Source organism: Halobacillus ihumii, assembly GCF_902726645.1.
Lineage (GTDB): Bacteria > Bacillota > Bacilli > Bacillales > Halobacillaceae > Halobacillus_A > Halobacillus_A ihumii.
Window position 1 is genome coordinate 3,414,757 of the sequence record NZ_CACVAO010000001.1, and the last position, 14,709, is coordinate 3,429,465.

Annotated in this window: 18 protein-coding genes, 1 pseudogene and 1 other annotated feature; of the genes and pseudogenes, 14 read left to right on the forward strand and 5 right to left on the reverse strand. The window is 40.3% G+C overall.

Annotated elements, in window-relative coordinates:
* Positions 1-53: 53 nt before the first annotated feature.
* Positions 54-335, forward strand: coding sequence for a metal-sensitive transcriptional regulator (locus G6R08_RS17010; protein WP_163529581.1), 282 nt, complete (start codon positions 54-56; stop codon positions 333-335).
* Positions 336-385: 50 nt separating this feature from the next.
* Here the strand turns inward: G6R08_RS17010 and G6R08_RS17015 are convergent, their stop codons facing one another.
* Positions 386-565, reverse strand: a complete 180-nt coding sequence (locus G6R08_RS17015; RefSeq protein WP_163529584.1) for a hypothetical protein — start codon at positions 563-565, stop codon at positions 386-388.
* Positions 566-720: 155 nt separating this feature from the next.
* On the opposite strand from G6R08_RS17015, the gene G6R08_RS17020 reads away from it, so the two are divergent.
* The 3 genes from G6R08_RS17020 (at position 721) to G6R08_RS17030 (ending at position 3,197) form a co-directional block, all read left to right on the forward strand.
* Positions 721-1,857, forward strand: coding sequence for a DUF445 domain-containing protein (locus G6R08_RS17020; RefSeq protein WP_163529586.1), 1,137 nt, complete (start codon positions 721-723; stop codon positions 1,855-1,857).
* Positions 1,858-1,941: 84 nt separating this feature from the next.
* The gene (locus G6R08_RS17025; protein WP_163529588.1) at positions 1,942-2,301 is read left to right on the forward strand and encodes a YlbF/YmcA family competence regulator; all 360 of its coding nucleotides are present in this window, start codon (positions 1,942-1,944) and stop codon (positions 2,299-2,301) included.
* Positions 2,302-2,426: 125 nt separating this feature from the next.
* A complete protein-coding gene (locus G6R08_RS17030; protein WP_163529590.1) occupies positions 2,427-3,197 on the forward strand; it encodes an enoyl-CoA hydratase in 771 nt (256 codons plus the stop codon).
* Between the two features lie 33 nt (positions 3,198-3,230).
* Here G6R08_RS17030 and G6R08_RS17035 read toward each other — a convergent pair whose 3' ends face one another.
* The gene (locus tag G6R08_RS17035; protein ID WP_163529592.1) at positions 3,231-3,416 is read right to left on the reverse strand and encodes a YhzD family protein; all 186 of its coding nucleotides are present in this window, start codon (positions 3,414-3,416) and stop codon (positions 3,231-3,233) included.
* A gap of 155 nt (positions 3,417-3,571) precedes the next feature.
* Between G6R08_RS17035 and G6R08_RS17040 the strand changes: the two genes are divergently transcribed.
* The 4 genes from G6R08_RS17040 to G6R08_RS17055 all read left to right on the forward strand — a co-directional run bounded on the left by G6R08_RS17040 (position 3,572) and on the right by G6R08_RS17055 (position 7,608).
* A complete protein-coding gene (locus tag G6R08_RS17040) occupies positions 3,572-4,471 on the forward strand; it encodes an ABC transporter ATP-binding protein (RefSeq protein WP_163529593.1) in 900 nt (299 codons plus the stop codon).
* On the forward strand, positions 4,464-5,708 hold the full coding sequence (locus G6R08_RS17045; protein WP_163529595.1) for an ABC transporter permease: 1,245 nt from the start codon (positions 4,464-4,466) through the stop codon (positions 5,706-5,708). The genes G6R08_RS17040 and G6R08_RS17045 overlap by 8 nt, the downstream gene beginning before the upstream one ends.
* Before the next feature lie 117 nt (positions 5,709-5,825).
* Positions 5,826-6,761, forward strand: coding sequence for a WD40/YVTN/BNR-like repeat-containing protein (locus G6R08_RS17050; RefSeq protein ID WP_163529597.1), 936 nt, complete (start codon positions 5,826-5,828; stop codon positions 6,759-6,761).
* Positions 6,742-7,608, forward strand: coding sequence for a hypothetical protein (locus tag G6R08_RS17055; protein ID WP_163529599.1), 867 nt, complete (start codon positions 6,742-6,744; stop codon positions 7,606-7,608). Before G6R08_RS17050 ends, G6R08_RS17055 begins: the two co-directional genes overlap by 20 nt.
* Positions 7,609-7,841: 233 nt before the next feature.
* On the opposite strand, the gene G6R08_RS17060 is transcribed toward G6R08_RS17055, so the two are convergent.
* Both G6R08_RS17060 and G6R08_RS17065 read right to left on the reverse strand, forming a co-directional pair.
* Entirely contained in the window at positions 7,842-8,147 is a 306-nt protein-coding gene (locus G6R08_RS17060; RefSeq protein ID WP_163529601.1) for a monooxygenase, read from the reverse strand.
* Positions 8,148-8,180: 33 nt separating this feature from the next.
* The gene (locus tag G6R08_RS17065; protein ID WP_163529603.1) at positions 8,181-9,107 is read right to left on the reverse strand and encodes a DsbA family protein; all 927 of its coding nucleotides are present in this window, start codon (positions 9,105-9,107) and stop codon (positions 8,181-8,183) included.
* Positions 9,108-9,278: 171 nt separating this feature from the next.
* Between G6R08_RS17065 and G6R08_RS17070 the strand changes: the two genes are divergently transcribed.
* The 4 genes and pseudogenes from G6R08_RS17070 (at position 9,279) to G6R08_RS17085 (ending at position 11,439) form a co-directional block, all read left to right on the forward strand.
* On the forward strand, positions 9,279-9,833 hold the full coding sequence (locus G6R08_RS17070; protein ID WP_163529605.1) for a TetR/AcrR family transcriptional regulator: 555 nt from the start codon (positions 9,279-9,281) through the stop codon (positions 9,831-9,833).
* Positions 9,834-9,995: 162 nt separating this feature from the next.
* Positions 9,996-10,082: pseudogene (locus G6R08_RS17075) on the forward strand (YnfA family protein); the annotation flags it as partial.
* A 55-nt stretch (positions 10,083-10,137) separates the two neighbouring features.
* Complete coding sequence (locus G6R08_RS17080; RefSeq protein ID WP_163529608.1) at positions 10,138-10,650, forward strand: RDD family protein; 513 nt, start codon at positions 10,138-10,140, stop codon at positions 10,648-10,650.
* A gap of 66 nt (positions 10,651-10,716) precedes the next feature.
* A complete protein-coding gene (locus tag G6R08_RS17085) occupies positions 10,717-11,439 on the forward strand; it encodes a class I SAM-dependent methyltransferase (protein WP_163529609.1) in 723 nt (240 codons plus the stop codon).
* A gap of 227 nt (positions 11,440-11,666) precedes the next feature.
* On the opposite strand, the gene G6R08_RS17090 is transcribed toward G6R08_RS17085, so the two are convergent.
* On the reverse strand, positions 11,667-11,966 hold the full coding sequence (locus G6R08_RS17090) for a hypothetical protein (protein WP_163529611.1): 300 nt from the start codon (positions 11,964-11,966) through the stop codon (positions 11,667-11,669).
* Between the two features lie 629 nt (positions 11,967-12,595).
* Between G6R08_RS17090 and G6R08_RS17095 the strand changes: the two genes are divergently transcribed.
* On the forward strand, positions 12,596-12,997 hold the full coding sequence (locus G6R08_RS17095) for a nuclear transport factor 2 family protein (protein ID WP_163529613.1): 402 nt from the start codon (positions 12,596-12,598) through the stop codon (positions 12,995-12,997).
* Positions 12,998-13,077: 80 nt separating this feature from the next.
* Positions 13,078-13,336 (forward strand) — a binding site (T-box leader).
* Positions 13,337-13,433: 97 nt separating this feature from the next.
* On the forward strand, positions 13,434-14,666 hold the full coding sequence (locus tag G6R08_RS17100; RefSeq protein WP_163529615.1) for an MFS transporter: 1,233 nt from the start codon (positions 13,434-13,436) through the stop codon (positions 14,664-14,666).
* The last annotated feature ends 43 nt before the right edge of the window (positions 14,667-14,709 follow it).

The following is a 14,709-nucleotide window of genomic DNA, read 5'->3' on the forward strand; positions in this document are numbered from 1 at the left end:
AACAAAGGATTTTGTATAAAAATACAGGGAGAGAATTGAAGGAGGTTATGGATATGGATCAAGTACAGGAAAGAAGTCAATATGGACCAGAGTCTAAAAATCGATTGAAACGAATTGAAGGGCAGGTTCGCGGTGTAATCAGAATGATGGAAGAAGATAAGGAATGTAAAGAAGTTGTGACCCAGCTGGCGGCTGCCCGATCAGCTATGGACCGTGCTATCGGTTATATTGTAGCAAGAAATTTAGAAACCAGCATAAAACAAGCTCAAGAAAAAGACGATGATTCTCAGGAATATATAGAAGAAGCCGTTAAGATGATTGTCAAAAGCCGATAAAGGATAAGCGCTGTGCCTGGTGCAGGCTTTCAGCGCTTATCCCGTCCACCCTACGATTCTGACTCCGATTGGTTGCCCTCCTCAGGGATCGGATGAGTTTCTCCAATCTGCTCTCTGCCGTAAACTGGCCAAGTAGGTTTCCCTCCAGCCATCCCTTCATTAATCATACGATCCACGTCCAGTTCCAAGCGTTTTTTCCCTTCCGGATCGTAATTTTTCTTATTATGCATGTGATCACCTCGTTTTTATTTTGTCCTAAAATGTTTTCCCTCACTAAGGCAATAATTGGACGTTACTAAGGCGCTTGCACTTTAGTTGTATTGGCATCAGTTGTTTAAGTCATATATAATTGGATCAGTTCTATGACTGAAAAGAGGGAATGCCAATGAATGTTGTTGTTTTAATAGTGGGTATGATGCTAATAGGAGCTGCAATCGGAGGGGTGACGAACCACCTCGCCATTAAAATGCTTTTTCGTCCATATAAACCGATCAAGATCGGGAAGTTTCAAGTTCCCTTCACGCCTGGGCTGATACCGAAACGACGCGATGAACTATCTCGTCAGCTTGGTGAGATGGTTGTAAATCATCTTCTAACGGCAGACGGGCTGCGAAGGAAAATCGAGGGGCCTGCCTTTGAAAACCAGCTAACCACATTTGTTCAAGAAGAAGTAGAGAAGCTGCTGAACAATGATGATTCGATGCAGGCGATCCTATCTTCCCTTGATATCCATCTCGACCAGGAACGTCTGGAAGACTCGATTTCCAGCTGGGTGGAAGAACGATATGATTCGATGATGAGTGGTGTGAGAGAGCGGTCAGCAAGTGAACTGCTACCTGAGGAGTGGAAATCAAAACTTGAGAATAGTGCTGACGAATTCGCTGTTTACATACAGGAACGTGTGAGAATCTACCTGGATAGTTATGAAGGAAAAGAGCGAATCGCTGATCTTATTGACGATTATTTGGACAACCAGGGGTTTCTCGGAAATATGATTTCCTCCTTTATGGGTTCAGAGCGACTTATCGATCGCATCCATCCAGTCCTCCTTAAATATGTTTCAGCCCGGGAAGCTACAGATTGGCTGCAAACCATGATTCAAGCTGAGTTAAGCAAAGCATTGAATCGTCCTGTGGTAGAATTGGAAGATAAGATTGGAAAAACAACTATATCTGAAGCACTCGGTAAGATTGTAAGTAAAGGACTGCCGATGGAGCAATGGCTTAACCGCTCCTTATCCGATTGGTCAAAACCCATTCAATCAAAAATCATTCTCGATGTGATTCCAGCAGTCACGCCTAAGGTGACAGAGCTGCTGGCTTCACAAATGGAGCGAATGATGAACTCGATGAATTTATCCGGGATTGTCGAAGAACAAGTTTCGTCATTTCCCGTTGAACGCTTAGAAGATATTGTTCTTGGTATTTCCAAACGAGAGTTTAAGATGATTACGTACCTAGGTGCACTGCTTGGGGGCTTGATTGGGTTCGTTCAAGGAATAATCGCAGTTCTACTGGGATAAAAAGCTTGTCCTATACATGACTAGACGAGTTTGTTATAGTGGGGAAGGAGTTACTCACTCAATATCTAGGAGGTACGTGAATTTATGGCTAATATTTATGACAATGCTTACGATCTTGAAAAAGCAATTCGTAATAGTGAAGAATTTCAAGGACTGAAGGAAGCTTATGATGCAGTCATGAGCGAAGAGTCTGCGAAGAAAATGTTCGAAGATTTCCGCCAAACTCAAATCACTTTGCAGCAAAAGCAGATGCAAGGCGAAGAAATTAGTGAAGAAGAAGTGGAACAAGCTCGTCAGGTTGTTGAACTGGTACAGCAGCATCCACAAATTTCAACACTGATGGAACAAGAACAGCGTCTGAACACAGTGATTAACGATGTCAGCCAGATTATTACGAAGCCTCTTGAAGAGCTGTACGGTAATCCAGAAGAACCACAACAATAATTATTTTTGCTAAAAAAGTCGTCCCGAGGGGCGGCTTTTTCTTATGTTTATTTAGCGATTTTTGCAGGAATTTTCAAGATATAGACGAATTTTATAGAGTAAGCAAAAAAGCTAAGGAGGATATCATGCGCTTTATAGAAATAGAGCAGAACGATAATGTCATCCATTTACGCCTTAATCGCGGGGAAAAATATAATGCTTTGCACGTTGAAATGCTGCAGGAGCTTGCTGGAGCCGTTCAACAAGTAAAAGAACAGGATGGACAAGTTGTCGTTCTTTCTGGAACCGGAGCTGGCTTTTGTGCCGGCGGTGATATTACAATGATGAAAGAAATTCATAATCCCGACGTTTACGAACAAGTGATGAATGATATCGAGACCATTGTAACAACGATCTATAACATGCCTAAACTTGTGATTGCAGCCGTACATGGTCCGGTGGTCGGGCTGGGACTGAGTTTAGCTTTGGCTTCGGACTACTTGATTGCTGAGGCTGATGCAGATATCTCGATGAATTTTATCGGTATCGGCCTCGTCCCTGACGGTGGTGGTCATTTCTTCTTAGAGCAGCGCCTTGGAACTCATCGTGCCAAACACTTTGCGTGGGAAGGACGAAATCTGCGGGCAAAGGAAGCCTATGACCTTAATATTGTAGATGTTGTCGTCAACGGAGAACTCCATCAGGAAGCGGCTGATTTGGCGTTAAGATGGAGTCAGAGTCCCTTAAAGTCGATGGTGACGACGAAGAAAATTTACCATCAATATCGTCTCGATCAACTCTTGCAGTATTTGGCAAAAGAAAGACAAGCTCAGTGGGAACTGCGGCAATCCGAAGACCATAAAGAAGGGGTAGATGCGTTTTTAGAAAAGCGTAAACCACACTTTAAAGGAAAATGAAAAAGTCGCGTGAGAGCGCGACTTTTTGTAACATTACCTATGGAATAAAACCAGGTGTCCTTCAGGGGCTACACAACGGTGGGTATAATCACTGAATCCATGTTCTTCAAGTTTGTTTCCCCCGATATCCTTGGCCTCTGCATCATTTTCAGCTTCAAATGATTCATCTAATACATTAGTTCCGTCTTTTTCGAATACAGTTAAAAAGTATTTCTTCATTATCGACCCTCCATGAACAAGTCTTCACTACTATATAATTTGTCATGAATGGTCGTTTTTCCTGCCTGATTCTGCATTTTCAAAAAAAGTTCATGAATTATTGAAACTACTGTAAAGATAATTCGTATGTTAAATGGGAAGAGAGGAGAATGATCGTGACGTTAAGATTAAATCATGTAACAAAGAAATTTGGTTCGCATACCGCGGTGAACCAGTTATCGCTAGAGATTCCAGAGAAACAAATCTTTGGGTTTCTTGGGGCTAATGGGGCGGGTAAAACTACGACATTTCGAATGATTCTCGGGTTATTGCAGGAGACGGAAGGGTCGATTTCCTGGAATAACGGAGAGATCGGTTATGATCAAAGTCATTTGATTGGCTATTTACCTGAGGAGCGAGGCCTTTATCCAAAAATGAAAGTGCGTGACCAGCTTGTTTATTTAGCAAAACTTCGCGGGATGAATAAATCTGACTCGCTAAAGGAACTCGATTATTGGCTGGATCGTTTTAAAGTACCGGACTATAAAACGAAGAAAGTAGAAGAACTTTCTAAAGGGAATCAGCAAAAAATTCAATTCATATCAGCCGTTTTACATAAACCAAAGCTGTTGATCTTAGATGAACCGTTCTCAGGACTCGACCCTGTGAATGTGGAAATGCTCAAAGAAGCGGTTGTTGACTTAAAGGAGTCCGGGATGTCGATTGTATTTTCGTCCCACCGCATGGAGCATGTCGAGGAGTTGTGTGAGAACCTGTGTATTCTTCATCATGGGACGCCAGTTGTCCATGGCCACTTGAAGGATATAAAGCGTTCTTTTGGCAAAAAAAATGTTCGGGTGAAAGCTGACTTTGACACGGAATTTTTAAAACGAATACCAGGAGTCACCAAATATAAAGCTTTTGGAGAAGGCTGCAATTTGCAGGTAGAGAGTGAAGACATTTCGCAAAAAATTTTCACGGAGTTAAATGGAAAGGGATTTGTCAGGTCATTCATTCTTGAGGAGCCGTCTCTAAATGATATTTTTATCGAGAAAGTAGGTGCCTCTTATGAATAAATTCTTCATTATGGTCGGTCATACGTTCATGAATCGAGTGAAAACAAAATCTTTTCTGATCACAACGCTTATTACGCTCATTTTAATTACCGCTCTGTCGAATATTCAAACGATTATTGAAACCTTTAGCGGGGAAGATGAGGCTAAGAAAGTTGCTTTAATTAGCGACAATGACGAGTGGAGCAGCACACTTGTCGAGATGGTATCCGTAAATGATGCGTTCACATTAGAACGAGTTGATCAATCTTTAGAGGAAGCAAAACAAGCGGTGAAAGAAGGAACGTATGAATCGGTCGTGAAAATTACAGCAGGAGAAGATGGGCTTCCAAAAGCTGACTATTACGCGGAGCAAATTGCTTCTACTGAAAACAGTGAACCAATCAAGCAAGCACTTCAACAAATTAAAGTAGAAATCGCTACCGAGGAAGCAGGGGTAGATCAAGCGACCTTACAGCAAATCTCCTCCCCGGTAACATTTAATACCATAGCTTTAGAGGAAAGTGCAAAATCAGAAGCAGAACTGGCCCAAACACGTGGGTTGGTATACGTTATGTTGTTCCTGTTATATATGTCTGTCATTATGTATGGAAGTATGATTGCGACAGAAGTAGCCACTGAAAAATCAAGCAGGGTCATGGAAATTTTGATTTCAAGTGTTTCGCCGGTATCGCAGATGTTTGCAAAAATCATTGGAATAGCTCTAGTCGGAATTTTGCAGTTTTCCTTAATTCTGCTAGTGGGGTACCTTGGAATCCAGCAAGGCGGCGGAGGTTCAATGATGGAAGGGTTTGGTTTATCTAATATCCAAGGCTCCGTCATCGCATACGCTGTACTATTCTTTATTTTAGGCTATATGCTTTATGCTACCTTAGCAGCAACACTTGGCTCGCTAGTCAGCCGTTTAGAAGATGCCCAACAGATGATTTCACCAATGATATATCTCATTTTAGCGGCTTTCTTTATTTCTATTTTCGGTCTGAATGCACCAGATTCTACTTTTATAACCGTAACTTCGTATATCCCATTTTTCTCGCCATTAATCATGTTCTTGCGCGTCGGAATGCTGGATATTCCAGTTTGGGAAGTTATCCTTTCGGTCGGAGTCCTTGTCGGATCGATTGCGTTGCTCGCCTGGTTTGGCGCCCGTGTTTATAGTGGTGGCGTACTGCTTTACGGAAAGTCATCATCATTCAAGGATATTAAGAAGGCTATCCAGTTGTCGAAGAAAGAAGGATAAGGTAATGAAAGCCTCCATCTTTAAAGGGTGGAGGTTTCTATTTTTTATTTTGGATAAAGTGACAGAGGTTAACTGGTGCTTTTTAACATATAAATAATAACAGGGTGGGAGACAGAAATGAAGAAATTAATCCTAGGACTAGCTACGATTATAGTGGTTGGCCTAATCACTGGTACTTTCATTTACCAAAATCAAAACCAGAATTCATTGCTACAATTAAATAAGAAAAATGATAGGCTGGAAAAAACTAAATCCCCAAATCAAGTAGAAAAGCCTCAACCTAAGACATTAGAACCAGTAAACAATGACAGAGTCAGCTATACTTTGCAAAACAACGAGTTAAATATTACTTATGACAAAGGAAATAATTGGGTAAAAGTCCCGATTGAGAAAGATTTATTATTTAATGGGGAATACAATGGGAATGAACGAGAATTGATAAATGGGAGTTACATACTGACGGAAGAACGTGCAGCATTTTTATATAAGCAGGAAAAGGTGTTATTAAAATACTCTCTTGATCAAGGAACAACGTGGGAAGAAAGTGAGGTTACAGAAGCATTACCTGCCCTGCGCTTTAGAAAAGTAGACTTTTTAAATGATCGATTTGGATATGTTGTTCTTTCAGGTAATCGAACGATGTCACAAGAGCTTTCTACAGTCTTTTTAACTCACGATGGTGGGGAGACTTGGAAAGAGACAGCATCTCCAGAAACAACGAGATTAATTGCGGATGGTGGTTTTGTAGATGAAAGTACAGGATTTATGTCCTATGGAACGATTAATCCCCAGGAGCCAAGTCTTTATGTTACGCAAGATGAAGGAAGGACGTGGAATAAAGCAGTCATCCATATTCCTGAGAAATATGATAAGGTTTTTGTCCAAGCCGAGTTTCCGGTAAAAGAATACAATCATTTATCTGTTTTACTTAATCAAGGGCCTAATGGTGATTATGCAGGTGGTAAAGTGAAAGGAAAATTTATTTCAAAGGATAATGGGTTAACGTGGGATTTTTCGATGGAGGTACAGCCGAATGGAACAAAACAAGGATAAACTGATTAAAATAAGTGGATGGACTCTATTTATTTTTGCGATTGGGTTTTTCTGTTTACAAGCAGGATATTTACTCGCACATGAAAGATTTCAAGTAGAGTATATTGACAACCGACTATTTTACATCATCAATATTTTATGTGTGATTTGTTTATTTCTTGCCATATTACTATTACTTAGACTAACGAAAAGACTACTATTAATAGTAGCCAGTGTTTTGGGCCTATTTGTTATAGTTCAGGGCGTACTGCTTGTTGACAGTAACCAAGTAATTAAAAATATAACAAGCGTATCACCTGACTTCGAACATGTTTTTTCGATTAAAGAGAATGTGGAGAGTGGAGAGGCGATTTATTATAGATCGTATTATGGTATATTAGCTCGCCCCAAAGAAACTTTGCCAAATGAAATAGGCGGAGAATATAAAGTGGAATGGTTAGCAGATGATATTGCAGCCTTTACCTATAAAGCAGACGATAATACGGTTCAGCAATTCATTGGAACTTACGGCGATCGGGGTAGTGGCAGGTCTTACTATTATGTGGGGCCGGAGATTCATGGAATATGGGAAGGTAATAACATCGAAGTGATAAGCAATACGGATGGAATTTTCGTTACTGAAAATGGTAAAACGGAGTCTTTTGGTTGGGATAACATCGTTCAGTTCGGTACGCTTGCTGTTGTCCTAAAGAAGAGTAATGAAGCTGTTTGGACCATCTCCTTAGATAAAAACTTTGAAGTTCATTCCGATGCTTCCGAACAAACTGTAGGAAACATTAGTTTATATAAAGCAACAATGGAAATGAATCAGTCAACAACTCTGTATTATAAAACTTCTAAAAGATAGGACAAGCTATTTCTCTAACAAGGCTTGTCCATTTTTGTTACAGTATCTATTTTGTAAATCAAATATCATAATGGAGAAGTATGAAAAGCTGAAGAAGCCATGAATTATTACCATGGAACGATATTATGGGGGGCTCGCGGGACATGGATTATGTCTGTGTTACCTGAAAGAGTCTGGGACATATCTAAACCTCTTAAGTGAAAAACACTTTTGTCCCAGACTCTTCCACTCCATTATTCAACAGGGCCATGGGTGATGTTGGTTAACGGTTCATTTACTTCGAAAATTTTCCCGCGGGCGTCTGTAATCCCAAAGCTTGATAAGCGTTCCGTGTGCATGGTCAAATAGTTTTCGGCAGCTTGTTTTGTTTCAAATAAATAGATTCCGCCGGCTTCTTGCTCTGCCTTATTTTCAGTCCAAATTTTCCATATGAAACCCGGTTCGTCATTGATACTGTTCGCTAAGTCAGTGAATGCCTTTGACATTTCCTCGCCAAACGGCCCATCCATTTTAAAGTCGATTTGTAGTACATAACTCATCACTGCACCTTCTTCCTGATAAAATCATCTTATTTATTGTTTCACATAATATTTCTCGTCAAGGACTTCCCGCGCTTCGTAGCTTCCTGGTGTTAGTTCTTTTTCAACAAATGCTTGAAGGTCAGAGGGTTCCACATCATACATCACTTCGATTTCTTTTGCGAAAAGAAGACCTTCTTTATTAAGCAGGTATGATAAGGAAGCTGGTTGACTTGGCTTTGGATCTTCTCCATTTAAGATTTGGGATAGTCCGGAAACGTAGAAATCCAACGGACGATTCCCAACCATTTTTACACCTTTCTGTTCTTCATTGACGATGATAAGGGTTGGAAAACCTCTGACACCCAATTTTGCTGCAAGCGCAAAGTCTTCTTCTAATAATTGCTGTCCCATTTGTTCTTCTGCCTCTTTTACAATTGCCTCTCCATCGAGACCAAGATTATTAACAAGTTCAATCATAACGGACTTCTCGGCAATATTTTGATTGAATGCAAACAGCGCTTCTCTTGCCCGGCGTAAATATTCATAGGCCCTTTCATCATCGTGATATTTTTGAATGACTTTATAGACGCGTGATGGAGGGAAGGATGATTGCACTGGATTGTCAATCATGAGTGATCCATCAATGGGCATGCGCGAATGTTCGCCAATCTCTCTCCAATGTTCTGCAACATCTGCAGGTACTGATATTCCGTTTGCAGGGTCGATTGGTCCGTCATGCCATTTTTCCAACAAACCGCCCATGACGGTATGGAAGTTGAAGTAATGACCATACTGCTCTTTAAAGCGGTGCAGGATAGGTTCAAGTGCCCAGCAATGAGAGCAGATAGGGTCTGTCACATAATAGAGATCAATGGTTTTCTTTGGTTGGTTCAAATCAATAGCCTCCATTGCTTCTTCTTCAGCCGGACCACACACACCAGTCTCTAAATCACAAATCATACTATTGTTTTTCGTCATTTGATGTTCCTCACTTTCCTGGCTTAAGCGAAACCTGTTAGTAAGCCTTCTGTTTGCTTCGTAATTATAGTTTAGTACATAATGAAAAGCATCCATACCAATAGTTCAGTGAATATGTTGTCTATACAACACATTGAAGAAATTGTTGAAAAAGCAGGAGGGATTTCCAATATGAGCGGTTCAAAAACAGATCCCCGAATTTTAAGGACACGTAAATTAATCATGGATGCTTTTATAGGCTTATCGAGTAAAAAGGAGTTCAAAGATATAACGGTTAAGGATATTACAACGGAAGCTATGATTAATCGTGCTACGTTTTATTATCATTTTGAAGATATTTATGACTTGCTGGAAAAGGTATTATCAGAAGAATTGTTAATTAATTTGGATGGTGATATCTATGAGAAAAGCGAATTGAACGAAGAAGTGTTTGTTAGTATTTTTAAAGCCATTACTAATTTTCAAAAGTCTTTATCGTATCGCTGTCATCGAGGTTACGAAGACACGATAGCTCGTATCATTAGAGATCAGCTGGAAATCATCTTTTATAAAATGTTGCTAAAACAACACGTAACGGATGATGATCATGCCCTCAAAGTTACGGCAGTCATGTTAAGTTGGGGGATCTATGGAGCTTCAGTAGAATGGAGGAGAAGCAGCTATACCATTTCCCCGGAGGAATTCATCAAAACTGCCGTCCCTTATTTGAAGAATGGGATTGGGTGAGTCATAGTTGTTGAAAAAGGCGATGCTGTTGTCGAAAAAAGCAGGATAAGGAAATGGAGGTCTCAATCTTGTTAAGGTGGAGGCTTTTGTTATTGTTCGGTCTTTTTTCGCAATTTGTGTGATAAAATTTATGTAATAAAAGGTGGGGGAGTGTGAGGGATAATGACAATCCTATTATTCCTTTTAGCCGGTTTAGCTGAAATTGGCGGCGGTTACCTAATTTGGCTTTGGTTAAGAGAAGGAAAACCATTAAGAGCTGAGGAACACTGAAGTTTGTCAAAACAAATTAGGAGGTTTTGCTCGTATGCCTTACGCTCCATTCAAACTTCGTATATACGCCTTTTTGTTAGATTATATCCTCATTGCAGCATATGGTATTCTCGTTCTAGGCAGCCTTTCCTTCCTATTCGGATCGTATTTTCCTTCTTTATTTTCGAATTCCCCAGTTACAGCTCAATTGACAGGCTTCTTAGTCATGACGCTCCCCGTCTCCCTTTACTTTATTCTGAGCGAATATTCTAAATGGAAAGGGACATGGGGAAAAAGAAAAATGGGCGTCCGTGTTGTGGATGCTAGTGGTCGGCGTATTGACATGAGTCGTTCTATTATTCGAACAGCTGTCAAATTTCTGCCCTGGGAGGTCGCCCATTTTTGTATATGGCGATTAATGCTTCCTGCAGACTTTTCCGAAAGGACGCTTCTGATTATGTTGAGTGCTGTAAATGTCTCCATCCTTATTTACTTTCTTACACCTTTTACAAATAAAAAAAGGAAAAATGTTTATGATTGGGTCTCAGGGACAGCAGTCGTTAAGTAGCAACTCCTCGCTATTTCGTTCGTTTTCTTTCGTACTATGAGTCAAGATGTTGAAGGAGGAAATGAAATGAACAACCCTACAAAAGAAACTTATAACAAACTAGCTCATACTTATCAAAACGATATTGATGAAGCAAGTCCATATAACGCTTTGTATGAACGCCCCGCTGTGATGGCGGCTTTGCCCTCATCATTACAAGGAAAGAAAGTGCTTGATGCAGGATGCTCGGCTGGATGGTATTCTTCTCAATTCATGCAGCGTGGAGCGGAGGTTACCGGAATTGACGTGAGTTCTGAAATGGTGAAGGCTGCGAGTGAACGTGCAGGTGGAAAGGCGACATTTTTCTGCCACGATCTTCAAGAGCCCCTGCCATTTGAGGATGATTCCTTTGATGTAATTGTAAGCTCGCTTACACTTCATTATTTACAAGATTGGACTTCCACTTTTCAAGAATTCAATCGTGTGCTAAAGGTAGGCGGATCGTTTATATTTTCGGTTCATCACCCATTCATGGACTACACCAGACACGATTGTGAGGATTACTTTAAAACCCAATACTTATCCGAAACCTGGAACAAACCTACTATTACAATTGACGTTAGCTTTTATAGGAGACCTATGCAAAGCATCGTGAACGAAACCACTTCCTGTTTCCATCTTGATCAACTGATTGAGCCTCAACCGCAAGAAAAGATGAAGCACGTGAAAGCAGAAGCTTATCGCTACCTTATGACCAGCCCGCATTTCCTCATCGTAAAAGCTGTGTCAAAAAAATCTATGGAAGCATAAAAAAATTCCTGGCCACTGTGCACGTGGTCAGGAATTACACTAACTCTTCATGATGAAACGTTAGATGGATTATTGTTTTCTATTAAAGAAATCAGTGAAAGCATGGAAAATCTCTGTACCTTGGTAAGTAAACAAAGAAATAGCTGTTAATGAAAACGCTGCAATCATAATCAGTCTAAACCATATCATAGTTCATATCCTCCTTTGAAATATATAATGTCTATACTTCAAAGGGAATGGATCAGGAAGTTTGATTGATAAAAGACTGGGTTAAGAAAAAGTAGTCTTCTAATCAATGGTACTAGCGTAATTAGAAAATTCGTTAGTAGAATGATTACAAGAATAAATGGCATGATCACACTAATCGAATAATCATTCCCAGTATTATCAACTGATGGGAATGTGCTATCCAATGTAATGCTCTCCTGAACATCACCTGGAACAAACTGCTGCGTGGTGTCCTGCATGCATAAGAAGGAATAGCTGAGTATGAATAAAAGAAGTGAGAAAGTAAGATATCTTTTCATACACACACTCCCCTCTATAGGTAATATTCCAATTATACATCAGTCGGGTCACGATTAAAAGATGTAAATTTATAACGTCAATGGCTGGCAGAATATAAGGCTCTCTTAGAAAAGGTTCAAAATGGGTTCTTTTAGGTTCTGGGTTTTTTGAATAATTGTATTAATAAACGGCAAGTGGAAAGTTCATTTCGAGATGATTACGAAAAAACATATGGCAAGGGGATTCCTGTGGGGGATGTGCCAACACTGAACGAGGACAGGCAAAAACTAAACATCTAAGGAAAAAGACGAACGATGTGCTGTTTTAGCGGAGAAAATATACGTAGACTCCTGTGGGAGTAAAGGCCTAGGTGAGACCTCGCAGTGCGTCAGCACAAGAAGGCTCAACAGCCGCCCGCGGAAAGCGAAGTATATTTTCGTAGTGGTATATAGGTGCCAATTATAGTTTTTACTTAGTCCGGATTTTCATTTGTTAGAACTATTTTTTCCCAACCTCACGGAAAGCGACTCTATCCCTGCCTCCCCTTAGACATTCGGAATCGAGACGTTTTGAATTCATTGGGCAAAAAGACCTAAAATATGAAATTGATTTAGGCATTAACAGTCAGATTTAAAAGGAGTGAGTCATAATGGGTTATAGCAATGGAGAAAACCGAGATCTAATTATAAGATGTGCGGAAGACTGTGGAAACTCGCCTAAAAAGCAGCAACTAAAGAAATTACATATCGCTGTTGCTGACAATAATACAAGTTTTATTATGGATAGTGTGGCGGAGCAAGTGACTTGGAATATCGTCGGTCATAAACCGGTCAAGGGTAAGGATAGAGTGAAAGAAGCTCTGAAGCAAGAGATCACTGACAACGTGACAGAGATCGAACTCAAGAACATCATCACTCACGGAAAAACTGGTGCTGTTGACGGCACTTTATTATTTGGGGATGGAAAAGTCCTGTCATTCTGTAATATATTCAATTTCACTGGTGCAGGGAAAAACTCAAAAATTATCGAAATAGCTTCATATGTTATATAACCATCCTTTATCCATTATAAATTTTTTTTGGATATAGGATTTACATTTTTTGTTTGTTCATGGATACTATATAGAAATATATACGCGCGATGAAGAGAAGAGTAGGTAAAAAGAATTCTTTAATAGAGAGCTCCAGCTGGTGAAAAGGAGTAAGAATTTGTTTGCTGAACCAAGTCTCTGAGCTTCACATTGGAACCTGAGAGGGGGATAGTGTGACGGGCGCTCCCGTTACTGAGCCAGGGTATAAGCAGACAGCATTGTTTGCCGTACCTGATAAGTTTGGCATGGCGACATGTTAAAAAACTAGGGTGGCACCACGATATCAATCTCGTCCCTGAGACTACAGTCTTGGGGGTGAGATTTTTTATGTTTTTAGCCAAGTAGTTTTAATATGTGTTTTTAATCATTATGTCACAACTTATTGGGGAGGGTCGCCATGTATTTAAAACGAAAATGGATGTCGTGGAAATACCCGTTTCTTCTATTGTTTGGAGTTGGTTTATCTAGCGTAGGCGATTGGATCTATTTAATTGCATTAAATCTTATTATCCTGGATATGACGGGATCTCCGCTTGCAGTGGCCATGCTATATATTCTGAAACCAGCTGCTGTATTGGTTACGAACTTCTTGGCGGGGGGTATGATAGATCGATTGCATCAACGAAATCTCATGGTAAGACTGGATATTCTACGGGCGATTTTAATTGCCCTTTTACCCTTGTTTTCATCTATTTGGGGTATTTATGTGCTTGTATTATTCATAAACATGGCCGGTTCAGTGTTCGCTACAACTTCTATGGTCTACATAACAAAATTAGTGCCGTCTGGAAGCAGGAAGCAGTTTAATTCATTAAGAAGCTTAGTGGATTCTGGAGGATTTCTGATCGGTCCGGCTATAGCTGGTATGTTATTTCTGATCGGGTCCCCCTGGATGGCGATCTACATAAACGCTGTGACCTTTCTAGCCTCCGGTCTAATTATGCTCTGCTTGCCTGAATTGAGGAAAACACCGAAAGCACAATCCGATCGGAAACTACTTTCGTTTGAACTTGTTAAAAGCGATTGGAAGGTTGTTTATAAGTTTAGCAGGAACTATTTCTATGTGATGGCTGTTTATCTATTATTTGGCCTCATGATGGTGATGGCTGCGGCATTGGATTCTTTGGAAGCAGCCTTTTCCAAGGAAGTATTATCTCTGTCAGACGCAACATACGGTTTTCTGGTAAGTATAGCTGGTGCCGGCATTGCCTGCGGCGCGGTTGTAAACACGCTAACGGTTAGAAAGTTGAGCACACAAGTCATGATTGGGGCAGGTTCATTAATGGTGTCAGGAGGATATATTATTTATGCTTTTTCAAGTACCTTTAATACGGCGGCGGTAGGATTCTTTATCCTTTCATTTTCGCTGGCCTTTGCGAATACCGGTTTTCATACTTTCTATCAAAGTAATATCCCGATCGATGTTATGGGCAGGGTTGGCAGCGTGTATGGTTTGTTGGAGGCTGTCTGCATCATTTGTGCAAAAGCAGCATTCGGTGTGGCTGCTCAGTTAATTTCAATCCAAAGCGTTGTGATCGCCGGTTCATTTCTAATGTTAAGCACGACGGTTATTTTGTGGCTCGTAAGCTTTCAATCTGCCAAAAGAATAGCTCATGCATTCGTTAAGTGATTCAATAGATTGGATCATTTGAAAAAAGGACAATAGGTGATTT

What these genes read in the sequence shown, in the direction of transcription:
- G6R08_RS17010 (WP_163529581.1), top strand. Translation starts at nt 54, where the DNA reads ATGGATCAAGTACAGGAAAGAAGTCAATATGGACCAGAGTCTAAAAAT.
- G6R08_RS17015 (WP_163529584.1), bottom strand. Translation starts at nt 565, where the DNA reads ATGCATAATAAGAAAAATTACGATCCGGAAGGGAAAAAACGCTTGGAA.
- G6R08_RS17020 (WP_163529586.1), top strand. Translation starts at nt 721, where the DNA reads ATGAATGTTGTTGTTTTAATAGTGGGTATGATGCTAATAGGAGCTGCA.
- G6R08_RS17025 (WP_163529588.1), top strand. Translation starts at nt 1,942, where the DNA reads ATGGCTAATATTTATGACAATGCTTACGATCTTGAAAAAGCAATTCGT.
- G6R08_RS17030 (WP_163529590.1), top strand. Translation starts at nt 2,427, where the DNA reads ATGCGCTTTATAGAAATAGAGCAGAACGATAATGTCATCCATTTACGC.
- G6R08_RS17035 (WP_163529592.1), bottom strand. Translation starts at nt 3,416, where the DNA reads ATGAAGAAATACTTTTTAACTGTATTCGAAAAAGACGGAACTAATGTA.
- G6R08_RS17045 (WP_163529595.1), top strand. Translation starts at nt 4,464, where the DNA reads ATGAATAAATTCTTCATTATGGTCGGTCATACGTTCATGAATCGAGTG.
- G6R08_RS17050 (WP_163529597.1), top strand. Translation starts at nt 5,826, where the DNA reads ATGAAGAAATTAATCCTAGGACTAGCTACGATTATAGTGGTTGGCCTA.
- G6R08_RS17055 (WP_163529599.1), top strand. Translation starts at nt 6,742, where the DNA reads ATGGAACAAAACAAGGATAAACTGATTAAAATAAGTGGATGGACTCTA.
- G6R08_RS17060 (WP_163529601.1), bottom strand. Translation starts at nt 8,147, where the DNA reads ATGAGTTATGTACTACAAATCGACTTTAAAATGGATGGGCCGTTTGGC.
- G6R08_RS17065 (WP_163529603.1), bottom strand. Translation starts at nt 9,107, where the DNA reads ATGACGAAAAACAATAGTATGATTTGTGATTTAGAGACTGGTGTGTGT.
- G6R08_RS17070 (WP_163529605.1), top strand. Translation starts at nt 9,279, where the DNA reads ATGAGCGGTTCAAAAACAGATCCCCGAATTTTAAGGACACGTAAATTA.
- G6R08_RS17080 (WP_163529608.1), top strand. Translation starts at nt 10,138, where the DNA reads ATGCCTTACGCTCCATTCAAACTTCGTATATACGCCTTTTTGTTAGAT.
- G6R08_RS17085 (WP_163529609.1), top strand. Translation starts at nt 10,717, where the DNA reads ATGAACAACCCTACAAAAGAAACTTATAACAAACTAGCTCATACTTAT.
- G6R08_RS17090 (WP_163529611.1), bottom strand. Translation starts at nt 11,966, where the DNA reads ATGAAAAGATATCTTACTTTCTCACTTCTTTTATTCATACTCAGCTAT.
- G6R08_RS17095 (WP_163529613.1), top strand. Translation starts at nt 12,596, where the DNA reads ATGGGTTATAGCAATGGAGAAAACCGAGATCTAATTATAAGATGTGCG.
- G6R08_RS17100 (WP_163529615.1), top strand. Translation starts at nt 13,434, where the DNA reads ATGTATTTAAAACGAAAATGGATGTCGTGGAAATACCCGTTTCTTCTA.